Source organism: Veillonella seminalis (assembly GCF_003992065.1).
Taxonomy (GTDB): Bacteria; Bacillota; Negativicutes; order Veillonellales; family Veillonellaceae; genus Veillonella_A; species Veillonella_A seminalis.
This window is the reverse complement of record NZ_RQUZ01000006.1, coordinates 50,020-74,112: the sequence shown is the minus strand read 5'-3', so window position 1 is coordinate 74,112 and position 24,093 is coordinate 50,020. Positions and strand designations below refer to the sequence as shown.

The following is a 24,093-nucleotide window of genomic DNA, read 5'->3' as shown; positions in this document are numbered from 1 at the left end:
ATTATTTACCTTCTTCGCTCATAAGGCGAGCCGCTTCAGCCTCGGCCATAGCCGCTTCTTCCGCTCTTACCTGTTCAATATGTGCTTGCAAGCGTTTCTTTTCTTCTTCATTCATCTCCGTACGCTTACCGTCTTCTGCCTGGATTGGTGTATCTACACCTTCCAAAACTTCAATCAATAAGGCCACGGCACGTTTATCAAGCCCTTCTTTGGCGGCCACTTCCGTAGGTAAAATCCATTCTTCCGGTGTAAAATGATCGATACGATCATTTAATTGATTCCAATTCTGAAGCATCAAGCGTGTTACGGGGCGATACATTTCATTGCCGATATACGCCAATAAATCGCCAAGCGTGTCCATAGCCTCAGCCGGTGCGCCATAGTGATTAGCTATATTTTCAACCCGCGCATACGCTACCATTTCTGCGCGACTCATTTGATTATTCATTTGTACTCATTCCTTTATCAAACAAGGCATTGGCAAATTCTTTCGCATTGAAAGGTTTTAAATCATCGATTTTTTCGCCGATGCCAATCCAACGAACCGGAACCCCCAGTTCCTCTTTAATCGAAATTACGACGCCCCCTTTGGCGGTGCCGTCTAATTTAGTGACAATAATGCCGGTAATCGGTACAGCCTGACCGAATAACTTCGCCTGACTCACCGCGTTCTGACCGGTTGTACCATCCAAAATCAACAAAGTCTGATGCGGTGCTCCCGGTACCTGACGATCTGCTACACGACCGATTTTTTTCAATTCTTCCATTAAATTGGTCTTCGTATGCAGACGTCCGGCCGTATCGATAATAACAATATCCGCATTACGAGCTTTGGCCGATGCCAACGCATCGAACACAACGGCTGCCGGATCGGCCCCTTCCTGATGTTTTACAATAGGTACACCGGCGCGTTCCGCCCAGATAGTAAGCTGTTCCGACGCAGCAGCGCGGAACGTATCGGCCGCCGCCAACAGCACACTTTTACCTTCTTCTTTGTAATAATGAGCCAATTTAGCAATAGTCGTAGTCTTACCTACACCGTTAACCCCTACAACCAAAATAACTTCCGGCGAATGCATTTCCAAAGTTTCTTCCTGATCTTCCAATAACTTGGTAATGTAGGCCTCAATGTAGTTCATGACTTCATTGGTATGATTAATTTCGCCTTCCGTTACACCGCGGCGGATTTCTTTCATCAAAAGTTCCGTCGTTTTACTGCCCAAATCGGCGGTAATCATGGCTACTTCCAAATCATCAAGGAAATCATCATCAATTTTGGCATAGCCGATAATTACCGTTTCAATGGCTTCCGATAACTTCTTTTTCGTCTTATCTAAGGCATCACCGAAACCGAGAAACTTTTTGGTTTTATTCCAAAAACTCATTACATATCCTCCTCTATTTCATCAAAGGCTACTGTTAACAATCGTGAAACACCGCGTTCCACCATGGTAACACCTTGTAATACCAAGGCCGCCTCCATAGTTCGTTTACGATGCGATACCACGATAAATTGGGTATCGTCACCGAGTCGTTGCAAATAACTGCCGAATCGTTCTACATTGGCTTCATCGAGGGCCGCATCCACTTCATCCAAGACGCAGAACGGAGCCGGTCGATAATCCAAGAACGAAAATAATAACGCTATAACTGTAAGCGCACGTTCACCGCCGGATAACAAAGTCAGTTGCTGACGCTTCTTGCCCGGTGGCTGAATATAAAAATCAATGCCGCTGGTCAAAATATTATCCGCATCGGTAAGTACAATTTGAGCCGTACCGCCGCCGAATAAGCGACTGAAAACGGCCTGAAAACGATTGCCTACCACTTCAAGCACTTCGCTGAGCTGCAAAGCCATGGCCTTGTCAATTTCCGCAATAACTGCTTCCAATTGTGATTTAGCCTGCTCCAAATCGGATTGCTGAGCCTCATAGAAGGCTTGTTTTTCCTTAGCGGCTTCATATTCAGCTACCGCTTCCGGGTTAACCGGGCCCAATTCTTCAAGCTGAGCACTCAACTTGCCTTCTTCCAGACGCCAATCCGCCACGGCTCCGGTCGACTGTAATGCCTGTGCTTCGTCTCTTGAAAACCCGAGTTCATTAATTTTCTGCAAGGCCTGTTCACTGTTGATTTCATATTTTGCCAGTTGACCTTCCATTTGCATCAAACGCTGTTGAATCCGCTTTTGACGCGTATCCAAAGTCTCCCGTTCCGATGCATAATCAGCCAAAGTTCGCTGCTGTTCACTATGTGATTCATATAACGAGTCACGCTGTGCTACCAAATCCGCTGTCACTTTGACCTGATTTTCACAAGCCGCGGTCAACTCAACCAATTGTTGCGGCAAGACCGCAGTGGCCTGCTGCTCTTGCGAAGCCAACTGTATTTTTAGCGGTTCCATACGGGCCACATTCTGTTCTATGGCCGTTTGCCAATCGCTAATCTGCTGTTCACCGTAACTCTGTTGCTGACGTAATTGTTCATACTGCAAACGAGCTTCATGACGCGCCTGATTGGCTGCATCCTGCTCTTTTTGACAGCGTTCCAATTCAGCAAGCGTTACCGTATTACCGCCATCTGCCTGTAAAGCGTCATTTAATTGCTTAAGATTCGCTTCAACTTGTTCCAATTCTATTTTAACATTGGCTTGCTCAGAAGTTAAACGCTCCTGTTCAGCCAGGTTATTTTGTAAAACCTGTTCCTTGCGGAGCTTACGTTCCCTTGTTGTTTTCAAAACAGACTCTGCCGTTAAGAGCAATGTATGCTGCTCATCCCAACGACTCTGTTTTGCTGCCAACTCATCACTTAACACTTCAAGCTGTTGTTCATAATCGGCTACGGCCTTTTGTTTGTCCCCTAATTGCTGCTGTAATGCTTGCAATTTGGTGCTTAATACGCCCATCTCTTCTTTTTGCGCCATAACGGACGCTTTACGGCGTTTTGTCACACCGCCGGACAATGAACCGCCGGGCTGAAATTGTTCGCCCCCCAAGGTTACCAAGCGAAGTTGTTGTTTATATTTCTTCTGTAACGCGATGGCCTGCTCCATTGTTTCAACCACCAAAGTACGCCCCAATAAGTAGGTAAAAACACCGCGATACATTTCATCAAAAGTAATGCAATCTACGGCTCGTCCCAATACACCCGGTTCATTCAGAGCCGGCGTATTAAGGGCCTGTCCGTGTACCGTTTCCAACGGCAGGAATGTGACGCGACCGCCTTGCGTACGTTTTAAATAAGCAATACAATCGGCTGCGGCTCGCGATGTGCGCGATACTACATGATTAATACTGCCGCCCAACGCGATATCAAGAGCAGTGGCGTATTCAGGCTTAACCGTGAATAAATCGCCGATAGCTCCCAATAAATCCGACTGCCAGGATTCTTTGGCAGCCAATGCATTACGCGTGCCGTCCGCATAGCCTTCATGCTGTTCAGCCCATTGAGCGAGTAATTGTAAACGACCTTCGATACGCTGCTCTTCACGGCGTCCGGTCTGACACTCTTTATCAAGTTGCTGACGACGTTGTCGTAAATCACTCATCGCTTGTTGGGTGCTTTCCCGTTCGGCCCGATTGGTTGACTGTTGTTCCAACAAGGTCTGATGTTTCGTAAAGGCCTCCCTTTCTTCAGCCGTTACGGTGGTCAATTCATCGGCTAAAGTCGCCGTCAACTCGGCAATCTTCGTCAGCTCGCTGTTTAAAGTTTGTAATTCGACCCGATATTTTTCTACCAGTCCTACCAATTTCAGTTGTTCATCATGACGCGTCGCCATGGCTGCCTGAACCGACTGAAACTCACCCTGAATTCGTTGTAATTCCAGGCGAGCCGATTCATAGACTTCTTCCGCCGTCTGCAAAGCCGCTTCTTTGGCTGCCAATTCACCGGCACCGTCAACCAATAATTTCTGATGAACCAGCACCTTCTGACGGTCACCGGCTATGGTTGCTTCCATTTCATGAATGCGATCACTCAATTCCTGTAACTCTTTATCGGCATTGCGCAATTGCTCGGTCAACACATTTTTCTCACCTTGTAAACGAGCCTCTTCTTTTTGAGCCTGAGCATACAATTCTTCCTGCCGGCGCAAAGCCTGTTGTTGTTCGTCAGACTTCAATTTTAACTGTTGTTCCCGTGCTCCCAGGCCGGACAGCTCCGTCTGAATTTCTATTTGTTCCTGCTCTAAAGCAATCTTTTCATTTTCCTGCTTGGTAAATAAGCGATCGGCCACTTTATAATCATGAAAAGCCAAGGCCCCGTCCAACAATCGTTTTTGACGGCTCAATTCCGCATGTGTTTGCGTCTTGGCCGCTTTTTCACGAAGGGGTTCCATTTGCTCCTCAAGATTAGCCATCAAATCGGCAACACGCTCCATATTGCGATCAGTTTGCCCCATGCGGCGCAATGACTCATCCTTATTCATTTTAAAACGGGAAATACCGGCTACTTCTTCAAAAATAAGGCGCCGTTCTTCCGGTTTACTGTTTAAAATCGCATCGACTCGGTTCTGACCGATAATAGCCATGGAATCACGACCCAGGCCCGTATCGGCAAGCAGAGCCTGTATATCCTTAAGACGACAGGCTTTTTTATTAATAAAAAACTCACTTTCACCGCTGCGATAAATACGGCGCGTCAACGCCACTTCCGCCAGGTCCGGATGCAAACGCTTGTCGCTGTTGTCGAATACCAAGGTTACTTCCGCCGTACTCATAGGGCGGCGTTTTTCCGTACCGGCAAAAATTATATCTTCCGCTTTTTGACCACGTAAATGGCGCACATTGGACTCACCCAACACCCAACGCATAGCATCGGTAATATTACTCTTACCACTTCCGTTAGGTCCCACGATAGCCGTCATGCCGGGTGAAAATTTTACAATTGTTTTATCCGCAAAGGACTTGAATCCTTTTAACTCTAATCGTAAGAGTTGCATGCAAACCACCTTTCCGTGTGTCTTAAGTCACTTAAAATATTTCTAATAACGTACCTTTTATTATATCACATTATACCTATAATTATCGATAAAAAGCAGAACATTATCCGAAAATTTGTTTGTTTTTAATCCGAACATAGCATTTGCCTTTTTAGATCCCAGTTCATGCCAATGCCATGTACAATCTTCATAATTCATCGCTAAATATTTCATATTACGCTGCTTCTCACCACGCACTTTTGATGTCAGCGAACGAGGATACAAGACCGTTACACAATGCATCGGTAAACCGGCCGCTATATGATCATTGATGACTCGTAAAAACTTCTGCAACCATTGATAATTGGTTACCAATTCCCCCATAGCCGGTTCATAGGGACCGCCTACAAGACCGATACCTTGATCGAGCTCCGGCGTACTCTGCAAACCGGTGCGAATAACCGTAATTCCCTTGTCCTCAAAGTAACTTTTTAAAAAGGCACTGTATTTGACAGCTTCTGCTACGGTAAGCGGTGTATAAAGACCGGCTCTCACATCATCAGCCAATTCCGTATCTTCAATAACGAGCACCGGATAAATACGAACAAAATCCGGTTGTAATTGAGCCACTTTCACTGCTGTATTTACCAAGGTTAACCAGCTTTCACCGGGTAAGCCGGGCAACAACTGGATTCCCACCGTAAGGCCGCGTGCTTGCAAACGCCGTACGGCTTCAATAACTTCCGCAGCCGTATGCCCCCGTTTGGCTCTTGTGAGAATTTCATCATCCATAGACTGTACCCCGATTTCGACGGTACTCAAGCCATATGACATAAGCAAGTCAATGGCATCATCACTGAGTGCATCCGGTCTTGTGGAACAACGTATGGCATCGATTTCACCGGCTTTTAAAGCTTCATAAGCAGGTTCCAATAAGGAGCATTGCAATTCTTCCGGCAGGGCCGAAAAACTGCCCCCGTAAAAAGCCACCTCCCAGTACTTGGTATCACGTTCGGTACCTATATATTCATGAATCGTTGCTTTTACATCTGCCTGTGTGGCACGTGTGCCACCGGCCGCAATGCGATGCTGATTGCAAAACACACATTGCTGCGGACAACCTGCATGAGGTATATAAAAAGGAATCAAACCGTGAGGCTTGTCTTGACGTATGCTGTTGCTTTTCTTTTGGTTCATTTTTATGTACCTCATCCTATATACGAAAAAGGAGCGGATTAGCCGCTCCTCTATTTACCATATACCTGAATTAATCTTGCGTTAACCGGCAAGCTCTTTTACCGATTAAATAGTCAAGCGTAACTTGAGCCGCATTTTGTTCAGCTTCTTTTTTGCTTTTACCGGTACCGGAACCGTAGGCTTTGCCTTCAATCCGCACTTCCATGCAGAATATCTTGTCATGATCGGGTCCCGATTCACTCAGCAAGGTATACACGATTTGCTTTTCGCCTTCCTGTTGCACATATTCCTGCAACATAGTTTTGTAATCCTTACCAAGTTTACCGTCTTTCGCTTTTTCCAGATATCCTTGCAAATGACTCAATACGAACTGCGCCGTTACTTCATACGAAGTATTTACATACAAAGCACCGATAACGGCTTCAAAAGTATCAGCCAAAATCGACGCCCGTTCTCGGCCGCCGGACGTACATTCGCCTCGCCCGAGCAACAAATAATTACCAAAGTTTAATTTAGAACTACAAGTAGCCAACGAAGTTTCACATACAGTTGCTGCCTTTATTTTGGTCAGTTCACCCTCAGTCATTTGAGGATATGTTTTAAACAGATACTCGCCGATAATTAAGTCTAAAACGGCGTCGCCCAAAAATTCCAAACGTTCGTTATGCTTAACGCGAGCTGCTCTATTTTCATTTGCATAAGACGTGTGCGTAAACGCTCTGTCGAGCAAATCAATATCTGTCAGAGGGATACGCAAACGCGCCACAAGCTCTCGAAGCGCTGCTTCGCGAGCTTGGTGCGAGATTGTCTTATGAGTCTTTCGGCCCCTCAATTAGTCCTCGTAACGACGAACAAGTAATGTTGCATTATGACCGCCAAAACCGAAGGAATTGGATAATGCGCAATTTACTTTCAATTCACGAGCCCCTTCTTTTACATAATCCAAATCGAGTTCAGGATCCGGATTAGTCAAGTTGATGGTAGGGTGAATTTTACCGGTTTCAATAGCCATAGCCATAACGATGGCTTCAATAGCACCGGCTGCGCCCAATAAATGGCCAGTCATGGATTTAGTCGAGTTAACTGCCAAGGATTTAGCATGGTCACCGAATAATTCCTTAATAGCCATAGTTTCGTTTTTGTCATTAAGACCTGTAGAAGTACCATGAGCATTGATGTAGTTAATTTCACTAGGATCGATGCCTGCATCTTTAATGGCCAATTCCATACATTTACGAGCTTGTACACCGCCCGGAGCCGGAGCTGTAATGTGATAAGCATCACCATTGCTGCCGTAACCGATTACTTCAGCATAGATATGAGCACCGCGTGCTTTAGCGTGTTCCAATTCTTCAAGAACTACGATACCGGCGCCTTCACCCATAACGAAACCGTCACGATCGGCGTCAAACGGACGCGAAGCTTTTTCAGGTTCATCATTGCGGGTAGACATAGCTTTCATAGCTGCGAAACCGGCAACTGCTGCAGGAGATACAGCTGCTTCCGTACCGCCGGCAAACATAATGTCAGCGTCACCGCGAGCTACGATGCGGAATGCATCACCAATGGAATTAGTACCGGATGCACAAGCCGTAATATCAGTAATAGCCGGACCACGAAGACCAAGTTCGATGGACACACGACCGGATACCATGTTGGCAATCATCATAGGTACTGCGAAAGGACTTACACGATTAGGTCCTTTTTCAAATAATGTAACATAAACATCGTGGATGGAGTCAATCCCGCCGATACCGGTACCAACTACAGTACCGCAACGATCGCGATCTTCTTTATCCAAATCGAGTTCAGAATCACGTAAAGCAAGAACTGCCGCCGCGATTGCAAATTGAGAGGAACGGTCCATACGACGGGACTCTTTCTTCTCTACACCATACTGCGTAATATCAAAATCCTTAACTTCACCGGCAATGCGGGTAGCATATTCAGAAGCATCAAAATGGGTAATCGGGCCAATCCCGGATTTACCTGCCAATAAAGCTTCATAAAAAGCATCTTTACCAATACCTACAGGCGTAATAGCCCCTAAACCGGTAATAACAACACGTTTTTCCAATTATTTCACCTCACATGTAAACTATATATCGAAATACATTAATCAATCTGAGACGTTTCCGCCAATAGGCGACGGAAAATCTCCTTAACAGGCAAAATCTCATCTACTTTTCTCATATTATTGCCGGAAAATACCAAACCAGTTTCCACGTCCCCTTGCTGTGCCCGTTCCAATGCTTTAATCAAGCAAAATTTATGAGAACAATGCTTTAAGCAACGGTCACATTCAGTTGGTGGCGGTACAGTACCGTCCAATATAGAAGCAGCGAATTTGTTGCGAATCGCCTGCCCCGGCAAACCTACCGGACTTTCTATTAAAACAACATCTTCAGGAGCTTTAGCACATAAATACATTTTCTTAAGCTCATCCGATGCGTTGCATTCTTCACTAGCGGCAAAACGACTGCCCATTTGTACGCCGTTTGCTCCTAATTTCAACATTTCTACAATGTCTTTCCCATCAAGAACACCGCCCGCTCCGATAACAGGGATATTTTTTACGGCCTTTAACACCTCCGGCACAATCTCACGCGAGGATCGATTCGTACCTAAATGACCGCCGGCTTCACTGCCTTCAACGATGACAGCCGCCGCACCCAAGCTTTCGGAAATACGAGCTAATTTCCCGGAGGACACAATCGGAACAATGGGTGTGCCCGATTCTTTCCCCATACCAAACATATCACGAGAAAAACCTGCACCGGCTACAACAAGGTCAATACCTTCTTCGATAGCCGTTCGCACTAGGCCAGCAAACTCGGAAGCTGCTACCATTGCATTTATACCAATAATACCCGTAGGTGATAATTTTCGAGCTAATTTAATTTCATAACGTAATTCATCAAATGGCATACCGGAGGCCGCAATTAGACCGATGCCACCTTCATTAGCTACAGCTGCTGCAAGACGAGCTGTAGACAATCTGATTGCCATGCCGCCTTGAATGATTGGCACCTTTGCCACCAGATTTCCAATGCGAAGTTCAGGGAGCTTCACTATAAATTCCTCCTGTTACGTATACCGACTAGGAGGCGTTGCCGCCTCCTACCGGTGCACAAGTAAGTCTTACGCTTCTTTGATAGAATCGATGTATTCTACCGTATCTTTCACTGTTTTAATTTTTTCAGCTACATCATCAGGAATTTCAACATTGAATTCTTCTTCGAAAGCCATGATCAATTCAACGATGTCTAAGGAGTCAGCTCCTAAGTCGTCAATGAATGTAGAATCAATCTTAACTTCAGCTTCGTCAACGCCTAACTGTTCCACAACGATCGCTTTAACTTTATCAAACGTGGTCATTGTGATTTCACCTCCTTTCATTGCTTGCTCTATATATTAGCTACATTACCATGCCGCCGTCAACATTAATGACTTGACCCGTAATATAACTCGACATATCACTGGCTAAAAAGACAGCTACAGCTGCTACTTCGTCCGGTTCAGCCATACGGCCCAACGGAATCGTATGAACCATGGCTTCTTTAACTTTATCAGATAAAACATCCGTCATGTCGGTGTGAATGAAACCCGGTGCAATGGCATTTACGGTAATACCGCGAGATGCCAATTCTTTAGCACAAGTTTTCGTAAACCCGATTACGCCGGCTTTAGAGGCACTATAGTTGGCCTGGCCCGCATTACCGGTTACACCTACAACCGATGTCATATTAACAATTTTACCGCTGCGCTGTTTCATCATAATTTTGGAAACAGCTTTAGTCATAAGATAAACTCCTTTCAAGTTGATGTTGATAACATCATCCCAATCGCTGTCTTTCATACGCATAAGCAAACCGTCACGGGTAATGCCTGCGTTATTTACTAAAATATCGATACGGCCGAATGTGCTGTGTGCTTCTTCCACCATAGCCGCTACTTCTTCAGCATTGCCTACATTGGCTTTAATTTTAATCGCCTTGCGACCCATAGCCAAAATAGCATCTACGGTTTCTTGAGCAGCACCTTCACTGCCGCTGTAATTAACTACTACGTCTGCACCTTGTTTAGCCATTAACAAAGCAATGGCACGGCCGATGCCGCGAGAGGCTCCGGTAACTAAAGCAACTTTATCTGTTAACTGCATTTTATCGAACCCCTTCTAAAAATTCAAGACTTTTCCCTAAGGAATCTACATCTTCCACATTAGCCAATTGCATGTCTTTGTTAATTTTTTTGGTAAAACCGGTCAAAACTTTGCCCGGACCGACTTCTACGAAATTGCCTACGCCATAATTAATCATTGTAGCTACGCAATCTTCCCAAAGAACAGGATGAGCTGCTTGAACAACCAAAGATTTTTTAATAGCATCCGCTTCGGTCAAAATTTCACCGGTTACGTTTACTACTACAGGGATCTTAGCATCATTAACAGTTACTTTATCCAATTCGTCTTTCAAACGAGCGGCGGCCGGTTCCATCAAACGACTGTGGAACGGAGCACTTACAGGTAACATAACGGCACGTTTTGCACCGGCTGCTTTCATTTCTTCAGCAGCTTTTTCAACAGCAGCTTTAGCCCCGGCAATAACGATTTGTCCCGGACAGTTAAAGTTAACGGCCTGAACAGAACCTACTTCTTTGTCGATTTTTTCACAAATAGCCACAACTTCTTCACGAGGCAAAGCCAAGATAGCCGCCATGGCACCTTCGCCCAATGGCACAGCATCCTGCATGAATTCACCGCGTTTATGAACGAGGTAAACAGCATCTTTAAAATCAAGTACGCCGGCTGCCACCAAAGCACTGTATTCGCCCAAGCTGTGACCGCCTACGATATCAGGAGTAAAGCCCTTTTCTTTCAATACTTCATAACAAGCTACGCTGGCTGTTAAAATAGCCGGTTGCGTATTAGCTGTTTTTACCAATTCGGTATCGGGACCTTCAAAGCAAAGCTTTGTAATGGAGTAACCCAATGCTTCATCAGCTTCCGCAAAACGCTGTTTTACAATGTCATAGGCATTATATAAATCTTGAAGCATACCTACTTTTTGAGAACCTTGGCCAGGAAATACAAATGCTGTTTTCACTAGTAACGCCTCCTGTATTATTTAATGATTTTTTGTAAGCCGCCGATTACAGTTTCAGTTTCGGCCATAATATCGCGAATGATCTGAGCACAAGGTTTTACATCTTGTAACATACCGGAAATCTGCCCAATCATAACGGAACCGTTTTTAACGTCCCCTTCAATAGCCGCTTTGCGAAGTGCACCGGCACCCAAAGCTTCCAATTCTTCTTTAGGAGCACCGCTGAATTCCAATTCCTGGTACTGATGGGATAATAAGTTTTCTAAAATACGAACCGGATGACCTGTCGTAAGACCTGTCATAACGGTGGAACGGTCTTTTGCCTTTAATACGGCTTCTTTATAGTTAGCATGAGCAATACATTCTTCGGATAATACGAAGCGAGTGCCCATCTGTACCGCACTGGCGCCCAAAGCGAACGCAGCAGCCGCACCGCGACCGTCAGCAATACCGCCGGCAGCAATAACCGGTACGTTTACTGCGTCAGCAATCTGAGGAATTAAACACATAGTTGTGATTTCCCCTACGTGACCGCCGGATTCGGTACCTTCCGCAACAACCGCATCAATACCGCCGCGCAATAAACGTTTGGCAAGCAATACGGAAGCTACTACAGGAATAACTTTAGTGCCGATTTCTTTTAATGCAGGCACGTATGTACTCGGATTCCCCGCACCGGTTGTAATTACCGGAACACGTTCTTCCAAAACAACTTGCATAACTTCTTTAACAAACGGCGACATTAACATAATGTTACAGCCGAAAGGTTTATTTGTACGTTCTTTTAATTTATGAATTTCATTACGGAAAACATCCGGTGGCATATGTCCGGCACCGATAATACCGAGACCGCCTCCTTCAGACACCGCCGCAGCAAGTTCAGCGGTACCAAGCCAAGCCATACCACCTTGGAATATAGGATACTCAATCCCTAACAAATCACAAATATCAGTCTTAATCATGATGGTTGTTCCTCCTTAGTACCATTTCATTACCAAGCCGGCCCAAGTCAGCCCGGCTCCGAAGCCGGCAAAGGCGACTGTATGATCTCGTTCTACAAAGCCGGATCTTACTGCTTCATCTAAAGCAATTGCTACAGAAGCGGCTGATGTATTGCCATATTTAGGCAAATTAACAAACACTTTATCTGCCGGCATTTTTAACCGGTGTGCTGCGGAATCGATAATCCGTGTATTGGCTTGATGAGGAATGAAACGATCTAAATCTTCTAATTTCAAACCGGCTTTTTCTAATGCATTAAGCACGGTACGTCCCATGATTTTGACAGCAAATTTATATACTTCAGCGCCGTCCATGTGAACAAAAGTCAAGCCTTCTTCGATACGTTTATCGTTAGGCACCATAGCCGTGCCGCTGGACGGAATGCAAATTGCCATACCGCCGGCGCCGTTGGCACCCATGTCCATGCCCAACATACCATAGCCTTCAGGTACCGATGATACTACGGCAGCTCCGGCACCATCGCCGAATAAGATGCAAGTACTGCGGTCCTTCCAGTTAAGAACGCGGGACATAACTTCTACGCCGATTACAAGGACATTTTTAAAGAATTGATTATTCACATAACTGCCTGCCGTAATCAACCCGTATACAAAGCCGGAGCAAGCTGCTCCTAAATCAAAAGCTGCCGCTTTGGTAGCTCCCAAATTAGCTTGTACCAAACAGGCGGTAGAAGGAACTGACATATCACCGGTTAAAGTCGCTACAATGATACAATCAATATCTTCCGCCGTCAAGCCGGCTGCCTCCATGGCACGTTTAGCCGCTTCGGTTGCCATGTCGGAAGCATTCATGCCTTCCGGTGCAACTCTGCGTTCTTCAATGCCGGTGCGTTCACGAATCCATTGGTCATTCGTGTCTACGATTTTTTCCAAATCAGCGTTGGTTACGATATTCTCCGGTACAAAACTTCCGGTACCGATGATACCTACCGGTTTAGTCCACATCGTCATATTTAATAGCTCCTTCTTCTTCTATACTGTGTTGAATGTTTTCAATAATTTTACGATCAACCAGCTCGCCGGCAATTTTAATAGCCGTTAAAATCTCTTTAGCTTTAGAGCTGCCGTGCGAGATTAAAAATACGCCGTTCACGCCGAGTAGCGGTGCGCCGCCGTTTTCCGTATGATCAAGACGTTTACGAATCTTCTTGAACACGGGATAAATCAGGAATGCACCCAGTTTGGCCATAATGCCGCCTTCTTTGATGCCTTCCTTAACAAGTTGGGTCATGACCCCTACAAGGCCTTCCGCCAATTTAAGAACTACATTACCCGTAAAACCGTCACACACAACAACATCCACCGTGCCTTTTGGAATATCACGGCCTTCCACATTGCCTTTGAAAGGGATGGTTTTCAATTGTTCCAACAACGGATAGGTACTCAAACACAATTCATTACCCTTAGTAGATTCTTCGCCGATATTCAATAAACCGACGGTAGGATTTTCTTTGCCGAACATAAGACGTGCATATTCGGAACCCATAATGGCCCCCTGCACCATATGTTTCGGCTTGCAGTTCGCGTTAGCTCCCGAATCAAGCATAACGGTAACACCCTGTGGTGTAGGAATCGGCGTGGCAATCATAGGTCTGTCAATCCCCTTGATACGCCCCAAGCCGAATAAGGCTGCCGCTACGGCTGCCCCGGTACTGCCCGGCGCAATGACGGCATCGCAAACTTTTTGTTTAACCAACCGCGTAGCGACAATAACCGATGCGTCTTTCTTCTTGCGCACAGCCGTGCCGGGATGTTCATTCATTTCAATTACTTCACTGGCATGATGAATAATAAGTTGCGGATTGTTTTCCTGACCGAAATCAACTAATACGTCACGAATTCTTGCTTCGTCACCTACCAATACAACTTCGATATTCGGAAAAGCTTTAACCGCATCAATTGCACCTCGAACAATTTCAAACGGTGCAAAATCACCACCCATAGCATCTAATGCAATTTTCATATACTTACACCCTATTCTGAATGGGCTCCATTATGAATTTCGCCCGAAAGACTTCCTTTACTTTATCTTTGATGGTAACCCAGATAAAATACTTCTCGCCTCGTTGTCTCATAACGGAGGCTTTGGCTACCAAATTACAATCTGCTTTAACTGGATTCTTATACTTTATATTGCCGACCCCGGCCAATGAAGCCGGAATGCCCAATACCGCTTTAGCTAATGAATCAGCCTGTGCATATAAATACTGAGGCTCAACATAACCGCTGGAATCAGTCATATCATCCGTCGTCCGCAATATACTCAGACCTTGTTCACCGGCAGTGAGGTCTATCAGTTCACCAACCACTTCAATATGGCTGTGATTATTGCCACTTGGTGTCAGTCCGTCTACACGGGATTTGATGCGTTCCCGCAATTCAGGAATGCCCAGTTCCAATCGATCCAAACGAATCGTCGGCACACTGACATTAAAATAGATGGCCAACTCTTCATCAGTAACGAAGGGCGTAGTATTCAGTTTTTGTTGCAATAACTGCTGTCGCTCTTGTTTTTTTATCCGACTCATGGTACCACCTTTTATGACCAAGTAATAATACTTCGTTACAATTATATGTCACAATGGCTAATAATGCAAGTAAAAATTATGAGCCTATAAAATTTGCCAAACAAAAGCGAATATGTAGCCTTGGCTACTGAAAACTATTTTCAACTTGATTATAATAAAAACATGAGCATAACTCAACCGATACTCAATATATTAATATTAAGTATCCCTCAATATATATTATAACTATTATAAGCCATAGAAAAAAGGAGAAAAATTATGACAACCATGAAAACAGCTTTGGGCCTCAATAACAACACACGCCTCGAAAAAATGATAGAAATCAAAGACGGCTACTTAAGCCGTCAATTAAGTTTAAAAGAAGCCCGTGCCCTTCTGAAAGATCATATCGGCACTTGCACACCGGACGAATTTGCTTATGGCGAACAACAATTAAAAGGTTCCTATACGGACGAAGAAATCACCCACCGCATGGACGAACTTTTGGAATTATTCGACGACATCCTCATTCGTGCCGAAAATACCTATCCCGAAAATCATCCGCTTTGGGTGTACATGGAAGAAATTAAAGCCGGCCTCGCTGTTATTGACGAAGTAGACGCTTTATTAAAAGCGCCTCATTTCATTAAAAACCCTTGGCTCGGAATTTACGACAAATTGGCACAATGGTCCCGTCACTTGTCCCGTAAACAAAATCAGCTCTATCCTGCCCTTGAAAAATACGGTTTCGACCGTCCTACCCAAATTATGTGGACCTTTGACGATAAGGTGCGTGGTTTAATCAGTGAAAGCCGTCGTCTTTTAGAAGCTGGCAAACAAGCCGAATTCTTAGCCTTGCAACCTATAATGGCGGATGCTTTCCGCGACTTGGCCGACAAAGAACAAGAAGTACTCTTACCTACAGCGTATAAACTGGTAAGCGATAATGAATTCAGTCACATGAGCCATGGTGACCACGAAATCGGCTTTGCCCTTATTACACCGCCGCCATTCTATGGCAATGCAACAACAAACACGAACGGTATCAACAGTACCAAAACGGATTTGAATTCACCGGCCGGCGAACAGAACTTTATGTCTGAGCTTGCTGCTTTATTGGGCAAATACAATGTAGCAACCGCCCCATCTGCCGAAACAGAACTCGATGTGGCAACCGGCAAATTATCCTTGGAACGCATCAATTTACTTTTCAAACACATGCCGGTAGATTTATCCTATGTAGACGAAAACGAACTCGTTAAATTCTACAGCGATACCAAACACCGAATCTTCCCTCGCAGCGCCAATGTCATAGGCCGCGAAGTACGCAACTGCCATCCGGCCAAAAGCGTTCACTTGGTTGAAGAAATTATTGAAAAATTCCGTTCCGGTGAACAGGATAAAGCCGAATTCTGGATCAACAAACCAGAAGCGTTCATCTACATCCTCTACACCGCCGTACGTGATGAACAAGGCAACTTCAAAGGCGTACTCGAAATGATGCAGGACTGCACCCGTATTCGCAGCCTCGAAGATTCCCGTACACTACTTACTTGGGATGATGAAGTTCACGGTAATGCAAGCACATCTGCTGCTGATGCAACCGGTGAAACAGAAGCTGTGGCAACAGTTCAAGAAACTGCAACCGAAAAAAAAGCTACAACCGCCGCTAACAATGATACCATTACGGTTAAAGGCATCACCATCACCGGCGATACCAAACTGTTTGACCTCTTCGATCGGGTGCCGGGTTTACGTCAGCACATGCCGAAGATCAACAGTAATTTCGCTATGCTCAACACCGCCTTCGGCAAAATTATGGCTAAAAAAGCAACCATTGCCAAAGCGTCCGACCGATCCGGTATGAACCAAGCCGATTTAATAAAAGCGATTGCACAATACATTGAAGCCAACCTTTAAAACTTTAAAACCTAAATTAAATTACTCATAAAAAGAAGGAGCTCACAGCTCATAAGGGCTGTGAACTCCTTCTTTTATTTTACCGGCAATCGTTTATATGCCTCGTGTAACCACGCCAAATGATCTTTTTCACGATGAATGGCCCGTTCCAAAATCAGGGCATGACCAAAATGATGCTGCTGCGAATCCCCATGGGCGAACAAGGCCTGCCAACGAGCTTCTAAATACGCCAACTTTTCTTCATGCCGCACAATTTCTTCCTCAAATAAAGTCACCAATAAAGGATGATCTGCCGAATCCATAAAGTATACCTTCATGGCAAACTCGTCGCGTGTAGGCGGCAACGCATTCAATGACTCTGACAGCCATTCACCAAATATAACCGTCCCGGAATCGGTAATACTGTATTTTTTCTTCGTCAACTTACTTCCTACAATCTCTTCATGACCGCTTATAAGGCCTTCTTGTTCCATCCGATTAAGCTCCGGATAAATCTGACTGTGATTGGAATACCAAAAATCACCGATTTCTCCCTCAAACGCTTTTTTTATATCATAGCCGGCCATAGGCTCTTTTGACAACAAACCCAAAATTACATAGCGCAATGTATTCTTTTGAGCCATACAACTCACCTCTTTCAACAGTTCTTTACTTATCAGATTCGCAGTTTTTTAATTATAAAACTGTCACTCCATAACAATCGCTTGACTTTTCCTATTCATAAGTATAACATACTAAGTGTAAATAAACATGTATTTATTTACATGTCATTATTTTAATATTAAAACATCAATCAGTCACTTAATAACACGTTAATATTTAGGAGGTCATTACTATGGAATTCAAAGAATTAGATGATTTTTTAGGCACTCACTTTATTTACACCTATGACAACGGTTGGGAATATGAATGGTATGCCAAAAACGACCACACAGTCGATTATCGCATCCACGGCGGCATGGTGGCCGGACATTGGGTAACCGATCAACCGGCCAATATCGTTAAATTAACGGACGGTGTTTTCAAAGTCACCTGGACCGAACCTACCGGCACCGATGTTGCCCTCGACTTCATGCCTAACGAAAAAATTATGCACGGCACCATCTTCTTCCCACGTTGGGTTGAAGAACATCCGGAAATTACCGTTTGTTACCAAAATGAACACTTGGATTTAATGCGTGAATCGCGTGAAAAATACGCCACCTATCCTAAATTATTGGTTCCTGAGTTCGCCACCATTACCTACATGGGCAAAGCCGGTCAAAACAACGAGGAAGTCATCGCCGAAGCCCCTTATAAAGGCATGACCGACGACATTCGTGAAGGTCGTTATTTTGACAGTGAATATAAACGTATTAAAAAGTAATCCGAATTATAGTAAAATATAATCACATAGACTTTTTGCGATATACTTAATACCATTTTACGTTCGAAAAGGTAATACACTTGCCTCAATGGCTAGTCTTCCGGCCAAGACCTATGGCAATACTACAGGCCAACTCATGGCTAACGATAACCGTTCATCCTTAGAAGTATTTAAACAAGTCGTTCGTCACGGAATCACGTTAGTTTCCATCGACTATCGCTTAAATTCCGAAGCCGCCTATCCGGCTCAAATCTATGATGTAAAAGGCGCCGTACGTTTTATCCGGGCTCATGCCAAGGAATACGGCATTGATCCCAATCGTATTGCTGTGAGCGGAACCTCGGCAGGTGCTCATTTAGCTCTTCTTTTGGCTACTACCAACAGCAATCCTGCTTATGAAGGCACAGTTGGCGGTAACACTCAATACTCCAGTGCGGTATCTGCTGTTGTCGATTATTACGGCCCTACCGATTTATTGACGATGGCTCCTGAAATGAGTACATCTTTACAATCGGCAACCGATGCCGCTAAAACGCATGATGCACCCGATGCCAACGAATCTATCCTCTTAGGCTTCGATAAACCGGGCCAAGGGGTCGGCGTCTTACGTAAACTCTACGAAACACATAATACGCAGTCGCCCAACTGGTCTTATGTAGAATTGGCTTTACAAGGCAGCCCGGTATATCAGGTAACACCAAAAACGCCACCAATGTTTATTGCTCACGGCGGCCGTGATACACTCGTACCGATTGCTCAAAGCTATCGCTTGCGTGACGCTTTAATTGCCAATGGCGTGGAAAACCTTTTTGTTTCCAACTCCGAAGCACCTCACGGCAACCAAGGTCAATTAGTTAATGAAACCATGATAAAATGGATTGCAGACAAATTGAACGCTCCACAGAGCAATAAATAATGTGTTAAATGCAACAACTCCTTCTATCGGCTGTGCTATACTTAATTATAGACAGTCATATAAAAGGAGTTGTTTTATTATGCCTACTAAAAAAATTAATCAAACTACCGATAAAAATAAAGTTAATACTGCGGAAACAACGGGCACAGCCCCGGCTGTAGAAAGCATGCCCTTTCCCCCATTATTGCCGGCCAATGCGACAGTTATGATGATGGGTACTTTCCCTCCTGCCGCCGACAAACGGGCCATGCAGTTTCACTATCCTAATTTTCAAAACGACATGTGGCGTGTTTACGGCATAATTTTCTTCAACGATTCCGACCATTTCCGTAAGGGCGAAGAAAAAGCCTTTGACTCCGATAAAATAAAAGCCTTTTTGTCTGAAACCGGCATCGCTTCCTGCCCTACTGTATGGCAAGCCATTCGCGAGCACGGCAATGCATCGGATGCGTTTTTAAAAGTAGTAAAGCCGGTCCCCATCGAAGATGTCTTGGCAAAATTACCGAACTGTCAACATATAGGTACTACCGGTGGCAAAGCGACCGAAGTATTGCTCAGTTTATTACCGGAAAAAGTAAAACTTCCTAAAACAGGTGAAACCATAACCGTCACCTTTGGCACACGCACAGTAACACTAACACGGTTGCCATCTACTTCACGAGCTTATCCGTTAAGTTTGGCTAAAAAAGCGGCTGCGTATGAAGGCTTTTTCCGACAAATCGGCGTATTAAAATAAGCTTCGTCGATTAGTATTACTTTGAATGTCAGCAATAAAAACTATTCAACTACATAATAGCAATTAAAAAAGAGCAGATTTCTCCGCTCTTTTCGTTTTTACACCATATTTTGCCCGATATATATACTATATTTAACTTATATATCGACTATTATATTGACTATTAACGCAACAACGAGCCGCCCACAACCATTTGTTGCGCTTCATTGGTACCTTCGTAAATCTGCGTAACTTTAGCATTGCGCATCAAACGAGCTACCGGGTAGTCTTCACAGAAGCCGTAACCGCCGAAAAGCTGAACAGCTTTCGTTGTCACTTCCATAGCCATATCACTGCAGAATTTTTTAGCCATCGAAGCCGAAATCGTATACGGTCTGCCTTCTGCTTTATCCCGGCCGGCATTATGAAGCATTAAATTAGCCGCTTCCACTTTAATCGCCATATCGGCTAATTGGAACTGCGTATTCTGGAACTTACTGAGTGGTTTACCGAACTGCACACGTTCTTTCGTATAAGCAATTGCATGCGCTAAAGCTGCTTCCGCAAGCCCCGTAGCTTGAGCCGCTACACCGATACGACTGCTGTCAAGAGCATACATGGCAATCTTGTAACCTTCACCTTCATTGCCCAATAAATTAGCGGCCGGTGCTTTTACATCTTTAAAGCTAAGTCCGGAACAAGTGGACGTATGAAGCCCCATCATAGGATCTCGTTTTTCAACCGTAAAGCCGTCCATATCAGGCGTTACGATAAAGGCGGAAATACCTTTCGCACCGGCTTCCGGATCTGTTTTGGCAAACACGATATACATACCGGCTTCACCGGAATTGGTAATATATGTTTTTTGACCGTTAAGGACATAGAAGTCCCCTTCTTTTACAGCCATAGTCTGCACACCGGATGCATCGGTGCCGGCTTCTTTTTCAGTCAACGCAAAGGAGCCCAAAATCTTACCGGCAACCAAAGGTTTTAAAAACTTTTCTTTTTGTTCATCGGTGCCGAAGCGAACCAACGGTTCACAACATAAACCCATGCAAACGGACAAAGTAATAGCGAGTCCGTCATCAAATTTGGCCAGCTCTTTAAGAGCCACCATATAGCTGATATAATCTTCGCCTAACCCGCCATATTCTTTAGGCCATGCAATTTGCGGTATACCTAAAGCCATTACTTTATCGACCAATTGACGGTCGAAAATTTGCGCTTGATCCCGTTCAATTACGGTAGGTTCCACAAACTCACGACAAAATGCATTTACTTTTTCCTGCCAAGCTTTTTGTGTTGCTGTTAACGGATGCATAATAACCTCCTTATGCTTCTTCTCACAAAACCTAATAATCAGTAGAGCCTAATGCTCATACAAACAGCCATATATAGTTAAGATTTCGTTTCATTCCACATTTCCAAGCCGCTGTTATTCAAATATTGCTGCCAATATCAACATTAATACAATTAACATAAACAGAATATTTTTATCAAGACATTTCACTGTTACTATAACATAAATGTATAGCACCGTCTACAGGTTAGAAATGACAAAAGCGCGGTTATCTCTATAGATAACCGCGCTTTGATAAGAGCTATTCACCAGCTCAGCAGGTCTTATTCAGCGATGTTGTTAACAACCTGAGTTCCTTTATAATGACCGCATGTAGGGCAAACCCGATGAGGCATCATAGGTTCGTGGCATTGCGGACAAGCTACAAAACCTGGAACAGTTAATTTCCAGTTCGCACGACGACGGTCGCGACGACATTTGGATAATCTACGCTTTGGTACTGCCATTATCTGCACCTCCTTAACATAATCACTGGGACTTTAATTAATCATCATCTTTTTCATCGAGCAGTGTACGTAACACTGCCAATCGAGGATCCACTACAAAGGATTCACAAGAACAAGGTGAAACATTTTTATTTGCTCCGCAATGAACGCACAATCCTTTGCAATCATCCTGACATAACACTTGAGATGGCTCATTGATGATTAATGTATCCCGAATGAGATCCGTTAAATCAATGGTCTCACCATCAAAAGGAACAACCTCGGCTTCCTCAACATCGTCCCATTCTTTAAGGACGCCATAGGTTTCATTGAATGGTGTAGTCTGCGAATACGCTACTTCCGTCAAGCAACGTGTACATTCGTAATCACCATTGGTTGTTATGGTTCCTTCTACGATGAAATCCTGTCCATCGTAACGAAAATCACCACTAATGGTTATATCATGACGGCTCCAAGGAAAAGCAGTTACATCCCCCAGCACTGTAGCCGATTCAGTAAATTGAAAAGGAAACGATTTTCCTATGTGTTCTTTTGCTTGCTCTACTTGCAGTTTCATAATTTTACCTCGACTATAATATTATAGCTATCTAACATGTCTTTGTCAAATTGTTATCTACATTTTTGCCGTATTTTTCTAAGAAAAACGAGCCTTGTCTGATTCGTGTCCCACGATAAAGAGTTAAGATAAGCAAATACCCGCCCGTAACAGGCCCTCTACGCCGTTAAAGGTCGGTTTAAAATGATGAGAAAAGCCCCCTTTTGCAAGGAGGCTTTATATTTTTTATTTCTGATTCAGATGTCAATCAATTACATTTTTTCGAATTGATCTTTACCAACACCACAGATTGGGCAAACATAATCATCAGGTTGATCTTCAAATTTTACACCTTCAACGGCTTCGTCATAAACCCAACCGCATACTACGCATACGTATTTTTCCATCACTTGTTCCTCCTTTCATCTTAGAATAGACACTTGTATCTACAACCTAAGTGTATCATAAATATCGATTATGTTCAATATCTTTTTTCAAAATTTATTAAAACCTTGCTAAGCCTTATTTTATCAGCCTTTCGACCACTCTGTCATGAAAAACACCTTACAAAGTACAGTCTAATCTTATTATTATTTTTGGTATTTTTTTCGTATCGTTTTGCCATAAATTTGCTAAGCCTATTTATCCCCTGAAAATAGTTATATGATCAAATTTATATGAGGCTAATTGGCCAATGATAATTTTATTATAAAACTTAAAACAATATGAATAAAACAGAATTTCAATTAAATTATGCTATAATAGTCATGAATATATAAAACACTAAAACTCATACCACTATATCAGGCATAAGTTTTTTATCAAAATACAATCATATCTTTTCAATCTTTGCTCTGTATATTTATTCGTAAATTTCAGAGAGTGAATAACTTTGCCAAATGTTTCATATTGTTTCATGATGTTTCATGATGTTTCTTCTTTTCACTTAATCCATTGTATTATTTTTCAAGATTTATTGACTTTATTGTATATATTATCTATAATGGGGATAGAAAAGTGAGTGCCGTTATCTCTACGGGGAACGGTGCGAGATATAGCCTTCTCCATTATATGGAGGAGGCTTTTCTTTTTGAAAGAATTTAAAACTATTGATGAACAAATTGAATTACTGCAAAAAAGAAATTTAGCAATTGATAGTATCGAAGAAGCTAAAGCATTTCTATTAACTCAGAATTATTATAACATCATTAATGGCTATGGAAATTATTTTCCCCATGATGGCGATAACTACATTAATAATCCAAATTTCAAAGAAATTTCCAAACTTTATACATTCGAAAGAGAAATAAAGCAAGCAATTTTTCAGGCAATTATAGATGCTGAAACTCATTTAAAATCCATTTTTTCATACAGATTTGCCGAGCTTTATCAAAATAAGCCATATGCTTATTTAGATATTAATTGTTATGACTGTGCTGATCAGAAAAAAAGATTAAATATTGTTCAGAACATTTCAAATCTAGGCAAATTAATTTCTAAAAAAGAAAAATTTGGAAATAATAGTATAGCTCACTATATAAAAAAGCATAATGATGTTCCTATTTGGGTATTAGCAGGTCACCTAGAATTTGGAGACTTAAAATACATGCTTATTAATTCAACTACCTCACTACAAAATTCAGTTGCCAGAGATTTGTCATCTTTTATTAAGGTAAATATAAATACCACAGAAATTTTCCCTCCTGAAACTATGATGAGCTTTATAGAAAACATAAACGATGTCCGTAATATATGTGCTCACAATAACCGTTTATTAGATTTTAAATGTAGGCGAGATAGCAAATTTTGGAATCCCCTACATTCCAAATACCAGATAAATAAAGAAACACCTAGATCTACAGTATATTCTGTAATTCTCTCGCTTCAATGTTTCTTAAACCAAGTGGAATACGGTACGCTACACAATAAACTACTAAAAAGAATAACTAATTTGGATAACGCTTTGAAAACAATTACAGGAAACGATATACTATGTAAATTAGGATTTCCGAATGATTGGCATAAAAATACGAAGAAAATAACATATTAAACTATAACCTATTTCTACATATCTCTATTTATAGACTTT

24 protein-coding genes are annotated in these 24,093 nt (G+C 43.2%); 5 read left to right on the top strand and 19 right to left on the bottom strand.

From position 1 onward, the window contains the following. Nucleotide 1: 1 nt before the first annotated feature. The 14 genes from EO126_RS05240 to fapR all read right to left on the bottom strand — a co-directional run bounded on the left by EO126_RS05240 (nt 2) and on the right by fapR (nt 14,767). A complete protein-coding gene (locus EO126_RS05240) occupies nt 2-448 on the bottom strand; it encodes a hypothetical protein (protein WP_127007862.1) in 447 nt (148 codons plus the stop codon). Further along, on the bottom strand, nt 441-1,385 hold the full coding sequence (gene ftsY, locus EO126_RS05235) for a signal recognition particle-docking protein FtsY (protein ID WP_127007860.1): 945 nt from the start codon (nt 1,383-1,385) through the stop codon (nt 441-443). Before ftsY ends, EO126_RS05240 begins: the two co-directional genes overlap by 8 nt. Further along, nucleotides 1,385-4,936, bottom strand: coding sequence for a chromosome segregation protein SMC (gene smc, locus EO126_RS05230; protein WP_127007858.1), 3,552 nt, complete (start codon nt 4,934-4,936; stop codon nt 1,385-1,387). The genes ftsY and smc overlap by 1 nt, the downstream gene beginning before the upstream one ends. A gap of 60 nt (nt 4,937-4,996) precedes the next feature. Then, complete coding sequence (locus EO126_RS05225; RefSeq protein ID WP_127007856.1) at nt 4,997-6,112, bottom strand: elongator complex protein 3; 1,116 nt, start codon at nt 6,110-6,112, stop codon at nt 4,997-4,999. Between the two features lie 70 nt (nt 6,113-6,182). Further along, the gene (rnc, locus tag EO126_RS05220) at nt 6,183-6,944 is read right to left on the bottom strand and encodes a ribonuclease III (protein ID WP_006554972.1); all 762 of its coding nucleotides are present in this window, start codon (nt 6,942-6,944) and stop codon (nt 6,183-6,185) included. Then, a complete protein-coding gene (fabF, locus tag EO126_RS05215; RefSeq protein ID WP_006554973.1) occupies nt 6,945-8,189 on the bottom strand; it encodes a beta-ketoacyl-ACP synthase II in 1,245 nt (414 codons plus the stop codon). Between the two features lie 38 nt (nt 8,190-8,227). Continuing rightward, entirely contained in the window at nt 8,228-9,184 is a 957-nt protein-coding gene (locus EO126_RS05210) for an NAD(P)H-dependent flavin oxidoreductase (protein ID WP_006554974.1), read from the bottom strand. Nucleotides 9,185-9,253: 69 nt separating this feature from the next. Next, on the bottom strand, nt 9,254-9,490 hold the full coding sequence (locus EO126_RS05205; protein ID WP_006554975.1) for an acyl carrier protein: 237 nt from the start codon (nt 9,488-9,490) through the stop codon (nt 9,254-9,256). A gap of 40 nt (nt 9,491-9,530) precedes the next feature. Continuing rightward, nucleotides 9,531-10,274, bottom strand: coding sequence for a 3-oxoacyl-[acyl-carrier-protein] reductase (gene fabG, locus EO126_RS05200; RefSeq protein WP_127007854.1), 744 nt, complete (start codon nt 10,272-10,274; stop codon nt 9,531-9,533). Nucleotide 10,275: 1 nt separating this feature from the next. Continuing rightward, the gene (fabD, locus tag EO126_RS05195; protein WP_127007852.1) at nt 10,276-11,217 is read right to left on the bottom strand and encodes an ACP S-malonyltransferase; all 942 of its coding nucleotides are present in this window, start codon (nt 11,215-11,217) and stop codon (nt 10,276-10,278) included. Between the two features lie 17 nt (nt 11,218-11,234). Beyond that, nucleotides 11,235-12,179: an enoyl-[acyl-carrier-protein] reductase FabK gene (gene fabK / locus EO126_RS05190; RefSeq protein WP_006554978.1), complete on the bottom strand. Its 945-nt coding sequence runs from the start codon at nt 12,177-12,179 to the stop codon at nt 11,235-11,237. Nucleotides 12,180-12,194: 15 nt separating this feature from the next. After that, on the bottom strand, nt 12,195-13,190 hold the full coding sequence (locus tag EO126_RS05185; protein WP_006554979.1) for a beta-ketoacyl-ACP synthase III: 996 nt from the start codon (nt 13,188-13,190) through the stop codon (nt 12,195-12,197). Next, nucleotides 13,174-14,202: a phosphate acyltransferase PlsX gene (plsX, locus tag EO126_RS05180; protein ID WP_127007850.1), complete on the bottom strand. Its 1,029-nt coding sequence runs from the start codon at nt 14,200-14,202 to the stop codon at nt 13,174-13,176. The genes EO126_RS05185 and plsX overlap by 17 nt, the downstream gene beginning before the upstream one ends. 4 nt (nt 14,203-14,206) lie before the next feature. Further along, a complete protein-coding gene (gene fapR, locus EO126_RS05175) occupies nt 14,207-14,767 on the bottom strand; it encodes a transcription factor FapR (RefSeq protein WP_006554981.1) in 561 nt (186 codons plus the stop codon). Between the two features lie 258 nt (nt 14,768-15,025). Here fapR and EO126_RS05170 point away from each other — a divergent pair, with 258 nt between their 5' ends. Then, a complete protein-coding gene (locus EO126_RS05170) occupies nt 15,026-16,666 on the top strand; it encodes a DUF438 domain-containing protein (RefSeq protein ID WP_127007848.1) in 1,641 nt (546 codons plus the stop codon). Between the two features lie 74 nt (nt 16,667-16,740). Here EO126_RS05170 and EO126_RS05165 read toward each other — a convergent pair whose 3' ends face one another. After that, nucleotides 16,741-17,289, bottom strand: coding sequence for a PadR family transcriptional regulator (locus EO126_RS05165; protein WP_127007846.1), 549 nt, complete (start codon nt 17,287-17,289; stop codon nt 16,741-16,743). Between the two features lie 212 nt (nt 17,290-17,501). Between EO126_RS05165 and EO126_RS05160 the strand changes: the two genes are divergently transcribed. The 3 genes from EO126_RS05160 to EO126_RS05150 all read left to right on the top strand — a co-directional run bounded on the left by EO126_RS05160 (nt 17,502) and on the right by EO126_RS05150 (nt 19,684). Further along, entirely contained in the window at nt 17,502-18,032 is a 531-nt protein-coding gene (locus EO126_RS05160; protein ID WP_192496427.1) for a phenolic acid decarboxylase, read from the top strand. Nucleotides 18,033-18,120: 88 nt separating this feature from the next. Next, the gene (locus tag EO126_RS05155; protein WP_127007842.1) at nt 18,121-18,948 is read left to right on the top strand and encodes an alpha/beta hydrolase; all 828 of its coding nucleotides are present in this window, start codon (nt 18,121-18,123) and stop codon (nt 18,946-18,948) included. A gap of 166 nt (nt 18,949-19,114) precedes the next feature. Further along, nucleotides 19,115-19,684: a DNA glycosylase gene (locus tag EO126_RS05150; RefSeq protein ID WP_127007911.1), complete on the top strand. Its 570-nt coding sequence runs from the start codon at nt 19,115-19,117 to the stop codon at nt 19,682-19,684. A gap of 163 nt (nt 19,685-19,847) precedes the next feature. Here EO126_RS05150 and EO126_RS05145 read toward each other — a convergent pair whose 3' ends face one another. The 4 genes from EO126_RS05145 to EO126_RS05130 all read right to left on the bottom strand — a co-directional run bounded on the left by EO126_RS05145 (nt 19,848) and on the right by EO126_RS05130 (nt 22,411). After that, nucleotides 19,848-20,984: an acyl-CoA dehydrogenase family protein gene (locus EO126_RS05145; RefSeq protein WP_127007840.1), complete on the bottom strand. Its 1,137-nt coding sequence runs from the start codon at nt 20,982-20,984 to the stop codon at nt 19,848-19,850. A gap of 302 nt (nt 20,985-21,286) precedes the next feature. Next, the gene (rpmF, locus tag EO126_RS05140; RefSeq protein WP_006554988.1) at nt 21,287-21,469 is read right to left on the bottom strand and encodes a 50S ribosomal protein L32; all 183 of its coding nucleotides are present in this window, start codon (nt 21,467-21,469) and stop codon (nt 21,287-21,289) included. Nucleotides 21,470-21,506: 37 nt separating this feature from the next. After that, on the bottom strand, nt 21,507-22,025 hold the full coding sequence (locus EO126_RS05135) for a YceD family protein (protein ID WP_127007838.1): 519 nt from the start codon (nt 22,023-22,025) through the stop codon (nt 21,507-21,509). A gap of 251 nt (nt 22,026-22,276) precedes the next feature. Then, complete coding sequence (locus tag EO126_RS05130; protein WP_006554990.1) at nt 22,277-22,411, bottom strand: rubredoxin; 135 nt, start codon at nt 22,409-22,411, stop codon at nt 22,277-22,279. Between the two features lie 683 nt (nt 22,412-23,094). On the opposite strand from EO126_RS05130, the gene EO126_RS05125 reads away from it, so the two are divergent. Next, on the top strand, nt 23,095-24,054 hold the full coding sequence (locus EO126_RS05125; protein ID WP_127007836.1) for an Abi family protein: 960 nt from the start codon (nt 23,095-23,097) through the stop codon (nt 24,052-24,054). Nucleotides 24,055-24,093: the final 39 nt, after the last annotated feature.